Origin of the sequence: Xanthomonas sontii (assembly GCF_040529055.1) — a bacterium.
Lineage (GTDB): Bacteria > Pseudomonadota > Gammaproteobacteria > Xanthomonadales > Xanthomonadaceae > Xanthomonas_A > Xanthomonas_A sontii.
Genome location: NZ_CP132342.1, coordinates 4,900,596 through 4,917,682, shown reverse-complemented (window position 1 = coordinate 4,917,682; position 17,087 = coordinate 4,900,596). Strand labels below are relative to the sequence as shown.

Below are 17,087 nucleotides of genomic sequence, written 5' to 3'. Positions count from 1 at the left end.
CGCCGCCCCAAGCTACAATGTGCTTTGCCATCGACAGGGCGCCTCGCGCCCTGTTTCGTTTGCGGCCCGTCGATTCCCTGGGGATCGGGCCGTCGAGGCGTTCCTTTCCAACCGGTTCCTTCAATGATCAACAGTCTGCTTACTCGCGTTTTCGGTAGCCGCAACGAGCGCCAACTGCGCCAGCTCCACCGTATCGTCGCCAAGATCAATGCGCTGGAGCCGGAGATGGAGCAGCTCTCCGACGAGCAGCTGCAGGCCAAGACCCCGGAACTGCGTGGGCGCATCGCCGGCGGCGAGACCCTGGACAAGGTACTGCCGGAAGCGTTCGCGGTGTGCCGCGAGGCCAGCCGACGCGTGCTGGGCATGCGCCACTACGACGTGCAGTTGATCGGCGGCATGGTCCTGCACCTGGGCAAGATCGCGGAAATGCGCACCGGCGAAGGCAAGACCCTGGTCGCGACGCTGCCGGTGTACCTCAACGCGCTGGAAGACAAGGGCGTGCACGTGGTCACCGTCAACGACTACCTGGCGCGCCGCGACGCCGCGCAGATGGGCAAGCTGTACAACTGGCTGGGCCTGAGCGTGGGCGTGGTGTACCCGGGCATGCCGCACAGCGACAAGCACGCCGCCTACGCCGCCGACATCACCTACGGCACCAACAACGAATTCGGCTTCGACTACCTGCGCGACAACATGGCGCTGTCCAAGGCCGATCGCTTCCAGCGCGGCCTCAACTACGCCATCGTCGACGAGGTCGACTCGATCCTGATCGACGAAGCGCGCACCCCGCTGATCATCTCCGGCCCGGCCGACGAATCTCCGGAGCTGTACATCCGCGTCAACCGCATCGTGCCGCAGCTGGTCAAGCAGGAGTCGGAAGAGGGCGAGGGCGACTTCTGGGTCGACGAGAAGGGCAAGCAGGTGCACCTGTCCGAAGCGGGCATGGAGCACGCCGAAGAACTGCTGCGCGCCGCCGGCATCCTCACCGACGAGGAAGACCGCCTGTACGGCGCGCAGAACCTGAGCGTGGTCCACCACCTCAACGCGGCGCTGCGCGCACACGCGATCTACCAGCGCGACGTCGATTACATCGTGCGCGACGGCGAGGTGGTGATCGTCGACGAGTTCACCGGCCGCACCCTGCCGGGCCGCCGTTGGTCCGACGGCCTGCACCAGGCGGTGGAAGCGAAGGAAGGCGTGCCGGTGCAGCGCGAGAACCAGACGCTGGCCAGCATCACCTTCCAGAACCTGTTCCGCATGTACAAGAAGCTGTCCGGCATGACCGGTACGGCCGATACCGAAGCCTACGAGTTCCAGAGCATCTACGGCCTGGAAGTGGTGGTGATCCCGACCAACCGCCCGACCATCCGCAAGGACTGGCCGGACCAGGTGTTCCTCAACCGCCAGGGCAAGTTCAACGCGGTGCTGGCCGACATCGAGGACTGCGCCAAGCGTGGCCAGCCGGTGCTGGTCGGTACCACCTCGATCGAGACCTCGGAGATGCTGTCCGAGCACCTGCGCAAGGCGGGCGTGAAGCACGAGGTGCTCAATGCCAAGCAGCACGAGCGCGAAGCGCAGATCGTCGCCAACGCCGGCCAGCCGGGCGCGGTGACCATCGCCACCAACATGGCCGGCCGCGGTACCGACATCGTGCTCGGCGGCTCGCTGGAAGCCGAACTGCATGCGTTGGGCGAGGAGCTTGACGACGCGACGCGCGCGCGCCTGAAGGCGGCCTGGCAGGAGCGCCACGACGCGGTCAAGGTCGCCGGCGGCCTGCACATCATCGGCACCGAGCGCCACGAGTCGCGGCGTATCGACAACCAGCTGCGCGGCCGTTCCGGCCGCCAGGGCGACCCGGGTTCCTCGCGGTTCTATCTGTCGCTGGAAGACAACCTGATGCGCATCTTCGCCTCGGACTGGGTGCAGAAGGCGATGCGCATGATGGGCATGAAGGAAGACGACGTCATCGAGGACAAGCTGGTCAGCCGGCAGATCGAGAAGGCGCAGCGCAAGGTCGAGGCGCACAACTTCGACATCCGCAAGAACCTGCTCGACTTCGACGACGTCAACAACGACCAGCGCAAGGTGATCTACGCCCAGCGCGACGAACTGCTGGACGCCGAGTCGGTCAAGGAGAACGTCGACGGCATCCGCGACGACGTGATCTACGACATCGTGTCGCGCTTCGTGCCGCCGAACTCGGTGGACGACCAGTGGGACCTGCCGGGCCTGGAAGCCACGCTGGCCAGCGAACTCGGCCTGTCGCTGTCGATCACCGACCTGGTCAAGCGCCACGAGGAACTGGACGCGGACGGTATCGTCGAGAAGGTGCGCGAGGAAGTGGACCGTCATTTCCGCGAGAAGGAATCGGCGATCGGCGGCGAGACCATGCGTGCGCTGGAGAAGCACGTGATGCTCACCGTGCTCGACCAGAGCTGGAAGGAGCATCTGGCGCGCATGGACTACCTGCGCCAGGGCATCCACCTGCGCGGCTACGCGCAGAAGCAGCCCAAGCAGGAATACAAGAAGGAAGCCTTCGAGCTGTTCTCGGAGATGCTGGAGCACGCCAAGCGCGAAGTGGTCACCCTGCTGGCGCGGGTGCGCATCCGCAGCGAGGAGGAAGTGGCCGCGCTCGAAGCGCAGGAGCGCCAGCAGGTGGAGGCGCAGTTGCGCCAGGCGCAGTTCCAGCACCAGGACGCCGGCGGTTACGGCGCCGACGAGGAAGCCGAGCAGGTGCAGCGTGGCGAGGCGGGTGCGCCGACCGTGGCGCAGGTGACCCGCGAAGCGCCGAAGGTCGGTCGCAACGATCCGTGCCCCTGCGGCAGCGGCAAGAAGTACAAGCACTGCCACGGCCAGCTGAGCTGAGCCTGGCGTTGCGCGGACCGCTGCGCAATCGCGCAGCGGCTCCGCATTCGGCGTCGCACGCTGTGGGTGCGGGTGCGCCGGCCATCACATCCGCACGTCAGCCGGTGCACTCCCTTCGGTGAAGGAGTGAGCGACGGATGCAGGTGTCGGATCGATCACGCGTTTGCGAATAGCCCCGCCTTGCGCGGGGCATTCTGTTTTTGGGAAGGGCTTGGAGCGATGCGCTTGCCGACGTGGCGTATCGTGCGTGCGGCGCGTAGGCTGGCCGATGTCGCCATTGCCTCTGTAGGCCTGCCGTGGAGCCTTCGCCCAGCCTGGAACTGAAGGTCTTCGTGCCGGCGCAGGATCTCGCGCTGTCTGCGCGGTTCTATGCCGACGTAGGCTTCGCGCCCGAGCCGCTCGGCGACGGCCTGATCTGCTTCCGCCATGGCGACCGTTGCGCGTTCCTGCTGCAGGATTTCTACCACGCGGGCCTGGCGCGCAACCTCGTGCTGCATCTGTGGGTGGAGGACGCCGACGCCTGGTGGCGGCGGCTGCATGCAGCCGATTTGGCCGGCCGTTACGGCGCGCGCCTGGGCGAACCCGGGGACCGTCCCTGGGGCATGCGCGACTTCACCCTGCACGACCCCGGTGGCGTGCTGTGGCGGATCGGCCACAGCCTGGGCGCCTGAGCGGGCGGCGGTGGTGGAAGTGCGGCAATCACCGCCATGCGCGCCGCCGCAGCGCGTTGCGCGGCGCGCGCCGGGCAGCGTTGCAGGCGGACCAGCGCCCACTCACGGCCATTTTCGATGACGCTCTGGCGTTGCTGCGGTAGGCGCCTGCCGTCAGTGGCGCGCCGCCAAAAAGGCCATCGCCTGGGACTGCCTGGCTGCGTGGGCGTCGCTGCCCTCCACAGCCGATCGGCGCCAATGTGACCCTGGTTGATTGCGCTGGCGCTGCCGGAAACGGCAAGCTTGCGCCATGTCCGAACCGCTCAGATCCATTCATGTCGTCGCCGGCGTCATCACCGATGCGCGTGGCCGTATCCTGCTGACCCGCCGTACCGAGGGCCGCGACCTCGCCGGCCTGTGGGAATTTCCCGGCGGCAAGCGCGAGCCCGGCGAGACCTCGGAGCAGGCGCTGGTGCGCGAGTTGCAGGAGGAACTGGGCATCGAGGCCGTCGTCGGCGAGTGGCTGATGGAAGTGCCGCAGCGCTACCCGGACAAGCGGCTGCGCCTGGAAGTGCGCCAGGTGGCGGCGTGGAAGGGCACGCCGCGCGGCCGCGAGGGCCAGGCGCTGACCTGGGTGAGCGCCGACAAGCTGGGCCGCTACGCGATGCCGCCGGCCGACCAGCCGGTGGTGGCGATGCTGCGCCAGCCCGCCTGCTACCTGGTGACGCCGGAGCCGGCCGAGCCGGGTCCCTGGTTGGCGGCGCTGCAGCGCGCGCTGGACGCCGGCGTGCGCCGCGTGCAGTTACGTGCGCGCAGCCTGCCGGCCGAGCAGTGGGCGCCGCTGGCGCGGACCGCGGCGACGCTGTGCGTGACGCGTGGCGCGCAGGTGCTGCTCAACCGCGACGTGGCGCTGGCACAGGAACTGGGTGTCGGCGTGCACCTGGGCGCGGAGCAGTTGCCGCAGTGGCAGGCGCGCCCGTTGCCGGCCGGGCAGGCCGTGGCGGCGTCTTGTCATACCGTTGAAGAATTGCAGGCGGCCCAGCGCATCGGCTGCGATTTCGCGGTGGTCGGGCCGCTGGCCCCCACCGCCAGCCACCCAGGCGCCGCGCCGCTGGGCTGGGAGGCGTTCGAGCGCCTGCGCGAGCAGGTCGCCCTGCCGATCTATCCGATCGGCGGCCTGGCGTCGACGCACGTCGCCGAGGCGCGCCGCCATGGCGGCCAGGGCATCGCCGCGATCCGCGGGCTGTGGCCGCTGGCGGCCGATGTGGCGTGAGTGGGGCGGAAGCAACCGCTTCCCCTGGTCAACTGTCATGCAGCCGCGAAGTGCGAAGTGGCGTGCTTCCGATGGCGCAATGCGTCGGGACTGAAGTCCCTCCCACCGTGATCCTCCAACGAGGCTGAAGCCGCTCCTGTGCAAGGGGGAGGCGCGTACGCGGAAGCCGCTGTTGCGATTCCCCAATCCCCATTCCCCATTCCCGGCTCCTCAGAAACTGATCCAGAAGCAGTCGTACTGCCGGCGCAGGTCCAGCACGGTGGAGGCGGGGGTGATGCTGCCGGCGAGGGTCTGCTGCAGGCGCAGGCCGGTCGGATGCGGGCGCGATGGTGCCTCGCCACCGTCGGCATCCGCCGCGGCCGACGTGGCCGTTGTCGCGGACGCGGCTGTCGACGACGTACCGGCTGCGGGAGCGGTCGTCCCGCCGGTCTCCGGCAACACCGGCACGATCGCGACCAGGGGGCGGCGCACGATCGCCTCCAGCCGGTCGAAGATGCGTTGCGCGCCGTCGTCGGAAACGCCGTTCCACCAGTACAGTGCCGATAGCCGGTTGACGTCGCGGGCGTCCACGGCACTGCGGATCTGCTGGACCAGCACGCTGAGCCGGCGCACGCACTGCGGCGGTGCCAGGCCGCGGGCATTGCCGCCGACATTGCCAGGTGCGGCCGGTGGCGGCAGGCGATCGATCGCGCCGACGTCCTCGCAGCGGCGATCGCTGAACACGGTGGTGCCGTCGGGCCCGGTGCAACGGTTCACCCGTTGCGCCATGGCAGGCGGGGCGAACACGCATAGGCACAGGAGCAGCAATATCGGCGGAAGGGCGCGCATCGGCGCAGCGTAGCCGCAGCCGGTGTGACCGCGGAGCGAATGCCTTACGAGCGCTGGGATTCGGGATTGGAGATTGGGGATTCGCCAAAGCGAGGCCGCGCGCCGCTGTTACCAATCCCTAATCCCGAATCCCCAATCCCAGCGTTCGGCCAGCGGCCGCGACACTCAGCCGGCGGCGACGTCGCCGCGCAGACGTGCCAGGACGTTGGTGGTGGGCTTGGCCAGGTTGAGCGTATAGAAATGCAGCCCGGGGGCGCCGCCGTCGACCAGGCGTTGGCACAAGGTGGCGACCACGTCGGCGCCGAACTCGCGGATGGCCTCGGCATCGTCGCCGTAGGCCTGCATGCGCTTGCCGATCCAGCGCGGGATTTCCGCGCCGCACTGCTCGGAGAAACGCCGCAGCTGGCTGAAGTTGGAGATCGGCATGATGCCGGGCACGATCGGGATCTGCACGCCGAGCTTGCGCACCGCGTCGACGAAGTGGAAGTAGGCGTCGGCGTTGTAGAAGTATTGGGTGATGGCGGCATCGGCGCCGGCATCGACCTTGGCCTTGAAGTGGCGCAGGTCGCTGAGCGCGTCGTGGGCCTGCGGGTGCGTCTCCGGATACGCGCCCACTTCCAGATGGAAGGCGTCGCCGTGCTCGGCGCGGATGAAGGCGATCAGGTCGGCGGCATAGCGCAGGTCGCCCGGGTGGCCCATGCCCGACGGCAGGTCGCCACGCAGCGCGACCAGGCGGCGGCAGCCGATGGCGCGGTACAGCTTGAGCAACTCGCGGATCTCCTCGCGGCTGCCGCCCACGCAGGACAGGTGCGGCGCCGCCTCGAAACGGTGGTGCTGCTTGAGGTGGCGCACGGTCTCGGAGGTGTAGCTCAGGGTCGAGCCGCCGGCGCCGAAGGTGCAGGAGACGTACTCCGGGGCGTAGGCCTTGAGCCGCGCGGCGGTGCGGTCGAGCTGCGCGCGCTGTTCGTCGGTCTTGGGCGGATAGAACTCGAAGCTGATGGCGGTCATGGGCGCAACGCAGCGGGCGGTGTGGCGAGTATATCTCTTCATCCGGATGGATGTGCAAGAGGTCGCGACCGCGCGATCGCCGCGTCGCCCGGGGGCGGCGACGCGCTTCCCGCGCGGCGCGGCGGTGGGCGCGCCGCGTCCGCTCCCAGGCTCAGCGCTTCCACATCCGCGCCTGCCGCGGCGGCAGACTGAAGGTGTAGCTGCCGCTGGAAATACGCACCACGCTGCCGGAACCCAGCGCATCGGGGTAGTCGACGTTCCAGCGCAATACGCTGCCGTTCATCGGTACCGCGGCGGTGACGGTATTGCCGCACTTGTTGATGCCGACGATGCCCAGGTCGCCGCGGCGGAACAGCAGGTAGCAGGCGCCGTGCGCCAGCACCTGCATGTCGCGGCCCTGTGCGGCGTTGTGGAACCCGACCATGCGCTTGAGGTCGTCGCGCTGGTAGGCGTTGACCCAGCGGTTGTCGCCGCTCTCGTTGTTGTCCGAGTACACCATCGGCACGCCGCCGTCGCGGCCGAGCAGGTAGGCGTAGGCCAGGGTCTCGTCGACCGGGTCCATGATCGCGTAGCGGAAGCCGGCGTTGTTGGGGATGTCGTGGGTGATGGCGAAAGTCACCGCGCGCGCACCGGGCAGCGCCTGGCCGTAGGCGCCCGGATCCACCAGCAGGTCCATGCTGCCGCCGTAGGCGAAGGCGTTGCGCACCGAGTTGAACAGCGGGAAGTCGTAGGCCGCGTGCGGGGTGGCCTGCAGGTATGGCGCCAGGAACTGGTCGTAGTCGGAATTGCCGCTGCCGCCACCGGTGATCACCTCGCCGAACACCATCACCCCGGAGCGCACCTGCGCATCGAGCACCTTGTTCAAATGGTCGAAGGTCATGTGCTTGGCCGCATCGATGCGGAAACCGGTGACGCCCAGCGCCTTCAACGCCAGCAGGTAGTTGCGCTGCTGCTGCACCACCCAGTCGTTGCCGACCAGATCCGGCAGGCCGGGATCGTTGCCGCCGCCGCAGATGCGGTAGGTGCGTACCTGGTAAGGGTCGTTGTAGTTGGTGATGCATTGCGCCGGGCCGAAATCGTTGGCGCTGAGGAAATTCTGCGAGAGGTCGCCGAACAGTCGCAGCGACGCATAGCGCTGCGGATTGGCGGCGTACTGGCCGAGCACCGCGCTGCCCGGGTAGTTCAGGTCCGAGCGCGTGGCCGCTTCGTTGGCCATGTGGTTGAGCACCACGTCGGCATAGGTTTCCACGCCCACCGCCTTCAGCGCCTGCACCATGCTGGCGAAGGCGTCGGTGTCGCCGAGCGGGTTGTCGATCAGACGCATGTCCTGCGGCTGGTAGCGCGCCCACCAGGCGTCGCCCTGCGAGCGGTAGGCCGGCGCCACCAGCACCTTGCGGTAGCCGGCAGCGGCGATCTGCGCGGCACGCGCTTCCACGGTGGCGTAGGGCCAGTTGAAGGCATGCAGGATGACGTCGGCCTGGGCGCTGGCGGTGGCCAGGAGCAGCAGCAGGCCGACCAGCAGGCTGCGCCAGCGGTGCAGGTGCAGCAGACGATTTGCAGCGGATGGGACGCGCATCGTTCGATCTCCTCGGTGCGTGGGCGCAGGCAGGACGCCTGCAGGACAGGGGCATGACGTCGCCGCGGGGCTGGCGTGCGGCCGGAGGATGCTAAGCGCGCATCGCGGCGCAACATGCGCGCGCTACATACGTATTCATGGCGACAGCGTACGAAAGCGGGATCGGCATCCGTTTCCGCTCGGGAGCGCCGTGCGCGCTGCATTCATGGCACATGTCGCATCGCGGCCCATGCGCTTTGCTACAGTCGCCGCCCTCACCTGTCGACGCGGAGCCGCACCATGACCAGCGCAGCCTTCTATCCGATCGGAACCCCCGGCGTGCCTTGGGGCGCCGCCGAGAAGGCGGCCTGGCTGGCGGGTCAGCCGCGCCGGCGCAGCTACCAGGACGAGGTGGTCGCTGCCATCGAAGGCCTGCGCGGGCAGTGGGAGGTGGTCGCGTACGGGGAACTGGCGTACGCGCAGGAGCGCTATCCGCTGCTGGCCTTGCGCAGCCGCAACTGGGACGACGCCTTGCCGTGCATGCTGGTCACCGGCGGCGTGCATGGTTACGAGACCAGCGGCGTGCACGGCGCGCTGCAGTTCGCCCAGCAGCATGCCGAGGACTACACCGGCCGCGCCAACGTGCTGGTGGCGCCGTGCGTGAGCCCGTGGGCGTACGAGCGCATCCACCGCTGGAACGCCGATGCGCTGGATCCCAACCGTTCGTTCCGCGCCGACAGCCCGGCGCAGGAATCGGCCGCGCTGCTGCGCCTGGTGGCGCCGCTACGCGATCGGGTGCGCATGCACATCGACCTGCACGAGACCACCGACAGCGACGAGTCCGAATTCCGGCCGGCGCTGGCCGCGCGCGATGGCATCGCCTACGCGCCGGGCGGCATTCCCGACGGTTTCTACCTGGTCGGCGACAGCGAGAACCCGCAGCCCGCGTTCCAGCAGGCGGTGCTGGCCGCAGTCGCACAGGTCACCCATATCGCGCCGGCCGACGCCGCAGGCGAACTCATCGGCACGCCGCTGGCGGCGCCGGGGGTCATCAACTACCCGGTGAAGCGGCTGGGTCTGTGCGCAGGCATCACCGACGCGCGCTACACCACGACTACCGAGGTGTATCCGGACAGCGCCAGCGCCACGCCGGAGCAGTGCAACGCCGCGCAGGTGGCGGCGGTACGCGCGGCGATCGACTACGCCTTGGCGCATCCGTAGTCGCCAGGTGGATGCACGATTTGCAGCACACCTGTCACGCAGCCGCGACGAGCGACGCCCGCTGGGTACCCAACCTTGCACGGCGTCGGGACTGAAGTCCCTCCCACAGTGCACCCAGTCGAGGTATCGCAAGTTCCGCTGAGCGCTGTTCCGCATGGCCTTGCGCCACAGGCTGCGACGGCGGCAGCGGTGGGCACCGACCCCGCCGCGCGCTACGCTTGTGGGCCCTCGTTTGCCATGCACCCCATGTCCATCGTCCTCACGCCGTTTGCCCGCACGCGTCTGTTCCCGCGCGATGGCCGCCGCAATGCGATCCAGGACTGCACGCCCGAGCAGTTCGAGCAGCACCTCAACGCGCACACGCCGCTGCAGGTGCTGGACGGCTACGCACCGTTCTGCAAGTTGCACGTGCACCGCAACTGGACCTCGACGCGCTGCCTGACCGTGCCGATCACCGACGCCAACCGGCGCCTGCTGCGCTCGGGCTACGAGGCGCGCAGCCGTGAAGAACTGCCGGTCCTGGTGCGCTGGTTCGAAGGGGTCGAGCCGCCGGTGGCCGAGTACCTGCTGCCGATCCTCTACAGCCGCGAACAGCTCGCGCACGAGGGCGCGCCGATCGAGGCGGACTGGGGCGTGGTCGGTTGCCTGTATACCGCCGAGCCGCAGGAGATCCCGATGGCGCCGATCACCATGCTGCGCAATGCGCTGGGCGTGGAGGAGGGCGGCTCGGGCGTGCCGCTGGATCGCGACGCCTATCGGCGCAGCGTGGCGTTCTGGGAGCACAACGCCAACTGGCGGCCGTAAGCGCGGCCAGACACGGTCCGCGCCAGTGACCTCGCCGGACACCCATCGCGGTGCGTGCGGCGGCGGTGCGTGCGCCGCATGTTACCGCGCGCAGGCGTGATCGCCCCGGACGCGGTCACGCATTCGCGCAGCCGCCTTCACGCATCCCTGCATGTTGCCGCCGCCGGCCCGCCGTGCTGCATCCGTGCACGCGCTTGTGCACTGGCGCATAAGTGCTGAACAGAACTGCGCGCAGCCGCGCGTTCTCGCCGCGACGCCCTGTCCGTTCATCGGCATGACGCGCAACGACTATCAAGTTTGCGGACGGCGGGACGATAGCGAGAGGGTGGGTCGCCATGCAGCGGCGCCAGGACGCAATGTCCGGCCGCGCATGGTGGCCCGGTGGGGAAGGTGCCTCGGGCAGGTCATCGGCAGCGGACACGGCGCACTCGTGCCGCGCGCCGTGGCGGGCTGCCGCGTGGGGGCGTTCCCCGCGACCGTATTCCCTCCCCCACTTGCCAAGGAAGTCGTCATGTCCACTCCGTCGCCGCATCGCCGTCGCGGCAGCGTCGCCAAACGCCTGATGCTCGGTACCGGCCTGCTTGCGCTGGCCTGCTTCGGCCTGACCGCCATGATCATCTACTGGCGCAGCAGCGAGGCGTTGCTGTCGACCTCGCGCAGCAGCATCGAGAACCTGGCGCAAGTGGAGGCGCAGCGGGTGTCGCGCGAAATCGGCGTGGCCTTCGACGCCAGCGACGCGCTGGCCAACAGCTTCCGCGTGCAGCACGCCGCCGGTCTGTCGCGCGCCACCGCCACCGCGGTGCTGCGCAGCCAGCTCGACGCGCATCCGCAGTGGCTGGGCATCAGCACCATGTGGGAGCCGGACGCGTTCGACGGCAACGACAAGGCCTTCGTCGGCACCGAGGGCCATGACGCCACCGGCCGCTACATGACCTGGTGGTCGCGGCAGAACGGCAAGCTGGTGCGCGAGGCGCTGCGCGACTACGAGAAGCCGGGCGACGGCGACTGGTACCTGCTGGCGCGCAACACGCACAAGCCGGTGGTGATCGAGCCCTACTACTATCCGGTGGCCGGCAAGGACACGCTGATGACCACGCTGGCCACGCCGATCCTGGAGAACGGCCGCTTCCTGGGCGTGGTCACCGTCGACTTCACCCTCGATACCCTGCAGCAGCGCATCGCCGCGCTGCGGCCGATGGGCGAGGGCCATGCCAGCCTGCTGTCGCCGTTGGGCATGGTGATGGCCAGCCGCGATCCGCAGCAGGTCGGCAAGACCCGCAGCGATGCCTGGTCCAAGGACATGCTGGCGCGCGTGGCCAAGGGCCAGGTGGTGTTCGACCATCGCCGCGCCGACGGCGAGGATGCGTTGAACGTGTTCGTGCCGCTGAAGATCGGCGATGCGCCGCAGACGTTCGCGCTTGGCGTCTCGGTGCCGTACGCGCTGGTCATGGCCAAGGCGCGTGCGCTGTTGTGGACCATCGCCGCGGTCGGCCTGCTCTCGGCGTTGTTGCTGAGCGGCGCGCTGTACATGCTGCTGCGCCGGCAGGTGCTCGACCCGCTGGCCGAGGCCGTGCGCGTGTCTTCGGCGGTCGCCGCCGGGCGCCTGGACAGCCAGGTCCGGCATCGCCGCGACGACGAGCTGGGCCAGTTGCTGGATGCGATGGGCAGCATGCAGACGCAGTTGCAGGCGGTGATGCAGGCGCAGGCGGAGATGGCGCAGCGCCACGACGCCGGCGAGATGAGCTACCGGATGGACGCCGAACGTTTCCCCGGCGAGTACGGACGCATGGTCCATGGCACCAACGCGCTGGTGGCCGCGCACGTGGACGTGCAGCGGCGCCTGGTCGAGGTGATGTCGCAGTACGCGATCGGCAACATGCAGGTGGACATGGAACCGCTGCCGGGCGAGAAGGCCGCGATCACCGAGGCGATGCGCACCACCAAGCGCAGCCTGCAGGCGATCAACCAGGCCATCACCGAACTGGCGCAGGCCGCGGCTTCCGGCGATTTCTCCCGGCGTGGCGACGCCGAGCGCTTCCAGTACGACTTCCGCGGCATGGTGGTCGGGCTGAACCGGCTGATGGAGCTGACCGAAGGCAACCTCTCGGCCTTGTCGGCGCTGTTGCGTGCCGTGGCCCAGGGCGACCTCACCGCGCGCATGCACGGCGAATTCCATGGCGTATTCGCGCAGATGCGCGACGATGCCAATGCCACGGTGGAACAGCTGACCGGCATCGTCGGCCGCATCCAGCAGGCCACCACCGCGATCAACTCCGCCGCCAGCGAGATCGCCGCCGGCAACGACGACCTGTCGCGTCGCACCGAGCAGCAGGCGGCCAATCTGGAAGAAACCGCGGCCTCGATGGAGGAGCTGACCTCGACGGTGAAGCAGAACGCCGAGCATGCGCACCAGGCCAATCGCCTGGCGCAGGACACCGCGGGCGTGGCCTCGCGTGGCGGCGCGGTGGTCGAGCAGGTGGTGGACACCATGTCCGGCATCGCCGAAGCATCGAAGAAGATGGCCGAGATCATCGGCGTGATCGACGGCATCGCCTTCCAGACCAACATCCTGGCGCTCAACGCCGCGGTGGAGGCGGCGCGCGCCGGCGAGCAGGGTCGCGGTTTCGCGGTGGTGGCCAGCGAGGTGCGCGCGCTAGCGCAGCGCTCGGCGACCGCGGCGCACGAGATCAAGGGCCTGATCGACGCCTCGGTCGGCAAGATCGACGATGGCACGGCGTTGGTCAACGGCGCCGGCGACACCATGCGCGAGGTGGTGGCCAGCGTGCGCCGGGTCACCGACATCATGAGCGAGATCGCCGCCGCCTCGCAGGAGCAGAGCGCCGGTATCGAACAGGTGAGCAAGACCATCGTGCAGATGGACGAAGCCACCCAACAGAATGCCGCGCTGGTCGAGGAGGCCACGGCGGCGGCGCGGGCGATGGAGGATCAGGCCGAGGAACTGCAGCGCGCGGTGGCGCTGTTCAAGCTTGCGGCACCTTCGTCGGGCGGCCTGGCCGCGGCGGGCCGGGCGCGGCTGGAGCTGGTGTCGTGAGCGCCATGCGCAGCGCAGCGCTGCTGCTGGCGCTGGGCGTCGCCGCACCGGCCTGGGCGGGGACCGCCAGTGCCAATCTGGCGGCGACCTCGAACTACGTCTCGCGCGGATTCGAGCAGAGCTGGGGGCGGCCGGTGCTGCAGGGCGGGCTGGACGTGGCCGCCGACAGCGGCTGGTTCGCAGGCACCTGGGCGTCGGGCGTGAGCCCGTACTTCATCGAAGGCGGGCACGTGGAGTGGGACGTGTATGCCGGCTACGCGGCCAGCCATGGCGACTGGGGCTGGCGCGCCGGCGTCTACCACTACGCCTACCCCGGCGCGCGCATGAGCGCCAGCGGCACGCGCTACGACTATGGCGAGGCCATCGTCGCCGGGCACTGGCGCACGCTGGAACTGTCCTACGCCAGCACCTGGACGCGCGACTACTTCGGCTACAACAGCGCCACGCTGGGCGTCGGCCAGGGCCGGCACTCGCGCGGTTCCGGTTATCTGGCGCTGGACGCCACGCTACCGCTGGCGCCGGACTGGCAGGCCAGCGTGCACGCCGGCCACCAGCACGTGCGCAACTTCGCCGACTACGGCTGGACCGACGCGCGCGTGGGCCTGAGCCGCACCTGGCGCGGCACCGAGTTCGGCCTGAGCTACGCACGGGCCTGGAACAGCGCTGGCGTCTATCGCCGCTACACCACCGGCGTGGCGGATGGCGAGGGCCGGGTGCACGTCTCCAACCCGATCGACGGCGCCTGGTCGTTCTCGATCAAGCGCAACTTCTCGCTGTAGGCGGACGCGCGCTCAGCCGTCGGCGGGCGCTGCGAACGCCTCGACGGCGAGCCGGTCCAGGTAGGCGCGCAGGCGTTGCTCGCGTTGCGCCGGGTCGCTGGGCAGCGGGCGCGCTTGCGTGCCGCCGCCGCTGCGCGCATGCACGCGTGGATACGGCTGTGCCGGCACCGGCACGCCCAGGAAGGCGCACAGCGGCTCCCAGCCCGTCTGCGCGTCGGTGTCGAGCACCAGCAGGCGCTGCGCCGGCACGCTGGCGATGACGGCCTGGTTCCAACGGCGGAAATAGTCGGTCATGAAGCCGCGATCGTCGATGCGCGTGGCGAAGTCGCGGCGCAGGAACTGACTCAGCCGCTGGCCCTCGGCGCCGAACAGGGCCGGCACGCTGCCGTCGCTGGCGAAGATGGTGCTGCGCACCGACTCGAACCAGGCATCGGCATCGCGCACGGTCAGGATCACCTTGGCCTGCGGGTAGCGCGCGACCAGCTCGCGCCAGAAGCAGCAGCCGGGATAGTCGACGCTGGCGGTGTAGCCGGCGAACAGCGTGTCCCAGTCCGCCTGCCCGTCGATCGCCGCGTCCCACAGCGGCAAGGCCTGGCGCAGGTGCGCGGCCAGTTCCATGGCGTGATAGCAGCGGCCCAGGCCCAGATGCTCCAGCGCCAGCTTCAGCGACAGGGTGCCGGTGCGGCCGAGGCCGGCGCCGATGATGCGCAGGCTCATGGCGTCGCCCCGGCGCCCTGCGCCAGCCACTGCGCCGCCTCGCGGCCCAGTTCCGCCTGCGCACGCGCCTCATAGTCGGCGGCCACGGCCGCCGGCAACAGCGTGCGCCAGCGGCCGCTGCGGCCCTGGTTGAAGAAGGCCTTGCCGCCTTCGCGCCACAGCCCGGCGCCCTGCGGCACGTAGCGCGCGGCGTGCTGGCGCATGTAGTCGAACTGGCAGTGCGCCAGGATCTTGTCCCAGGTGGCGTCGCGTATCGGGATCTCGAGAAACGCGGCGATGCGTCGCACCTGCGCGGGCAGATCCACCAGCAGATCGGCGTAGTGCACCAGCAGCACGTTCGGCTGCGCGCGCTGCTGCCACCAGCTGCGCACGCCTTCCCAGAACGGCCAGAACGGCGCACCGTCGTGGGCCAGCCAATGTGCCACGTAGGCGTCCACCGGCAGGCTCGGCGGCGGCACCACGCGCAGCTTGCCCGGTTCGGTCGCGCCGGCATCCAGCCGCGCCTGCGCATCCTGGCTGACCGCACACTGGTGGTCGTACAGGCTGAGCGCGATGTCGCGGCCATCGCGGCCGATGTACAGGTACTTGGCGCGATCGCTGATCACCAGCGCATCGGCCGGGAGGTGGGTCTTGATGAAGCGCCGGTGGGTCTGCGCCTGCAGCAGCGCGAGCTTGCTGGCGCGGTCCGGGTACACGCCGTCCAGCCACGGCGAGATCGCCGACACGTCGACGTCCGCCGCGCCCTCGAACAGCAACTGCGCGACGATCTGCTGCAGCCAGGTGGTGCCGGCCTTGGCGTAGCTGGCGATGACGATGTCGCCGTCGCGAAACTCCAGCGCGTTCCACGCGGCGGAATCGAAAAAGCGGTTGGAGTATTCCCGGGTCTTGGCGAAGGCAGTGGAATCAGCCATGCGGGGTTTCCGGTGTGCGGGGGAAGGGCGCCGTCGCGGGCGACTGGCGGGACAGGGTTGTCGTGCGCGGGCGCAAGGCGATGCGGACATCGAGTGGACGCAGCACCAGCGCCGGATACGGCCGTGGCCGTGCATCCGTCGCCAGGTGCAGGGTGCGCTCGCGCAACAGGCCGGCCACGACCACGGTCATCTGCACCAGCGCCAACTGGCTGCCGATGCAACTGCGCGGACCGCCGCCGAACGGAAAGTAGGTGTAGCGCGCCGGTGTCTGCGCCGGGTCCAGCCAGCGCGCCGGCAGGAAGCGGTCCGCCGCGGAGAAGTTACGCGGATCGCGCTGCACCACCCACTGGCTGACGATCAACTGGGTACCGCGCGGCACCGCGAAGCCGCCCAGCGTGGTGTCGCGTTGCGCGATGCGCGCGGTCATCCATGCCGGCGGATACAGGCGCATGGCCTCCTTCACGCAGGCGCGCGTCAGCGGCAGGCGTTCGACGAGCGCATCGGCGCAGGGCGTGGCGGATGCGCCGTCGATACCGGGCAGGGCATCGGCTTCCTCCGCCACGGCCTGCGCGATCGATGGATGTTGCGCCAGCAGCAACAGCGTCCAGGTCAGGCCGGCCGCCATCGGCTCCAGCGCCGACATCAGCATCGCCGCCGCTTCGTCGCGGCACCAGTCGTCGTCGGCCTGCGGAGCGTCGCGTTGCAGCAGCTCCAGCACCGAGGCGTCTGCGCCATCAGAATGTGGCGACGTCAGGATCTGCGTCAGCGCGGTGTCCAGTGCGCCGCGTGCGGCACGCAGGCGGCGCTTGCCGGCACTCGGCCACCAGGCCGGCGCCGCGGACGGCGTACGCGTCTGCTGCAGGATCGCATCGACCATCGGCAGCATCCGCAGCAGCGCCGGCGCGTGCACCGCATCGCCGAGCAGGAAGCCGGCGCCCAGTTGCGCGCAGAGCGCGGTCATGGTCAGGCGCAGGTCGTGCACGTTGTCGATGTCGTCGCGCGATCGCAGCAGCGCCTGTGTGGCGGCGGCCGCCTTTGCGGCGTAGTCGCGCACCAGGCTGGCGCGGAACGCGGGCTGCAGCGCCTGGCGCTTGCGCCGCCAGGCCTCGCCGTCGCTGTTCATCACCGATGCCGGAAAGGCAGCGCGCCGCGCACGCGGATCCGGATCGGATTTGGCGTAGAGGCTGCCGTCGTCGCCGAGCACCGTGGCGATCGCGCTTGGTGCTGCGAGCAGATAGGTGCGCTCGGCGATCCGCACCACGTCGCCATGCGTGCGTGCGCAGCCTTGCAGGAAGTCGAGGGGATCGGTGGCGAAAGCCTGCCGGTTGCCGAATGCCCAGTGCCCGCGTGGGCCTGGCGGGCGCGGGTGCGGATCGGTCACGTGCAGATCCGCACGAATAGCCGTGTCGGCGGGTCACACCGTG

The 17,087-nt window shown here is 69.6% G+C and carries 13 protein-coding genes; 7 read left to right on the top strand and 6 right to left on the bottom strand.

Annotation, left to right across the window (positions count from 1 at the left end; genetic code table 11):
- Window positions 1-123: 123 nt before the first annotated feature.
- The 3 genes from secA to RAB70_RS20890 all read left to right on the top strand — a co-directional run bounded on the left by secA (window position 124) and on the right by RAB70_RS20890 (window position 4,788).
- Window positions 124-2,865 (top strand): preprotein translocase subunit SecA, encoded by a 2,742-nt coding sequence (gene secA / locus RAB70_RS20900; protein ID WP_148827892.1) that lies wholly within the window; start codon window positions 124-126, stop codon window positions 2,863-2,865.
- 296 nt (window positions 2,866-3,161) lie between these two features.
- On the top strand, window positions 3,162-3,536 hold the full coding sequence (locus tag RAB70_RS20895; protein WP_148827891.1) for a VOC family protein: 375 nt from the start codon (window positions 3,162-3,164) through the stop codon (window positions 3,534-3,536).
- Window positions 3,537-3,825: 289 nt separating this feature from the next.
- A complete protein-coding gene (locus RAB70_RS20890; RefSeq protein ID WP_148827890.1) occupies window positions 3,826-4,788 on the top strand; it encodes a Nudix family hydrolase in 963 nt (320 codons plus the stop codon).
- A 210-nt stretch (window positions 4,789-4,998) separates the two neighbouring features.
- Here the strand turns inward: RAB70_RS20890 and RAB70_RS20885 are convergent, their stop codons facing one another.
- The 3 genes from RAB70_RS20885 to RAB70_RS20875 form a co-directional block, all read right to left on the bottom strand.
- Window positions 4,999-5,616 (bottom strand): DUF4124 domain-containing protein, encoded by a 618-nt coding sequence (locus tag RAB70_RS20885; protein ID WP_148827889.1) that lies wholly within the window; start codon window positions 5,614-5,616, stop codon window positions 4,999-5,001.
- Between the two features lie 165 nt (window positions 5,617-5,781).
- Window positions 5,782-6,624: a methylenetetrahydrofolate reductase [NAD(P)H] gene (metF, locus tag RAB70_RS20880; protein WP_017909642.1), complete on the bottom strand. Its 843-nt coding sequence runs from the start codon at window positions 6,622-6,624 to the stop codon at window positions 5,782-5,784.
- A 151-nt stretch (window positions 6,625-6,775) separates the two neighbouring features.
- On the bottom strand, window positions 6,776-8,146 hold the full coding sequence (locus RAB70_RS20875; protein WP_192578909.1) for an alpha-amylase family protein: 1,371 nt from the start codon (window positions 8,144-8,146) through the stop codon (window positions 6,776-6,778).
- Between the two features lie 333 nt (window positions 8,147-8,479).
- On the opposite strand from RAB70_RS20875, the gene RAB70_RS20870 reads away from it, so the two are divergent.
- The 4 genes from RAB70_RS20870 (at window position 8,480) to RAB70_RS20855 (ending at window position 14,035) form a co-directional block, all read left to right on the top strand.
- Window positions 8,480-9,400, top strand: a complete 921-nt coding sequence (locus RAB70_RS20870; RefSeq protein WP_148827887.1) for a M14 family metallocarboxypeptidase — start codon at window positions 8,480-8,482, stop codon at window positions 9,398-9,400.
- Between the two features lie 246 nt (window positions 9,401-9,646).
- A complete protein-coding gene (locus RAB70_RS20865; RefSeq protein WP_017912964.1) occupies window positions 9,647-10,204 on the top strand; it encodes a DUF3228 family protein in 558 nt (185 codons plus the stop codon).
- Window positions 10,205-10,715: 511 nt separating this feature from the next.
- On the top strand, window positions 10,716-13,256 hold the full coding sequence (locus RAB70_RS20860) for a methyl-accepting chemotaxis protein (RefSeq protein WP_148827886.1): 2,541 nt from the start codon (window positions 10,716-10,718) through the stop codon (window positions 13,254-13,256).
- 5 nt (window positions 13,257-13,261) lie between these two features.
- Window positions 13,262-14,035 carry a TorF family putative porin gene (locus RAB70_RS20855; RefSeq protein WP_017912967.1) on the top strand — a complete coding sequence of 258 codons (774 nt, stop codon included), beginning with the start codon at window positions 13,262-13,264 and terminating at the stop codon, window positions 14,033-14,035.
- Window positions 14,036-14,047: 12 nt separating this feature from the next.
- Here the strand turns inward: RAB70_RS20855 and RAB70_RS20850 are convergent, their stop codons facing one another.
- The 3 genes from RAB70_RS20850 to RAB70_RS20840 are packed head-to-tail and all read right to left on the bottom strand — an operon-like array spanning window position 14,048 to window position 17,044.
- Window positions 14,048-14,752 carry a sulfotransferase family protein gene (locus RAB70_RS20850; RefSeq protein ID WP_148827885.1) on the bottom strand — a complete coding sequence of 235 codons (705 nt, stop codon included), beginning with the start codon at window positions 14,750-14,752 and terminating at the stop codon, window positions 14,048-14,050.
- A complete protein-coding gene (locus RAB70_RS20845; RefSeq protein ID WP_148827884.1) occupies window positions 14,749-15,663 on the bottom strand; it encodes a sulfotransferase domain-containing protein in 915 nt (304 codons plus the stop codon). Before RAB70_RS20845 ends, RAB70_RS20850 begins: the two co-directional genes overlap by 4 nt.
- Window positions 15,656-17,044, bottom strand: coding sequence for a cytochrome P450 (locus tag RAB70_RS20840; RefSeq protein WP_148827883.1), 1,389 nt, complete (start codon window positions 17,042-17,044; stop codon window positions 15,656-15,658). Before RAB70_RS20840 ends, RAB70_RS20845 begins: the two co-directional genes overlap by 8 nt.
- Window positions 17,045-17,087: the final 43 nt, after the last annotated feature.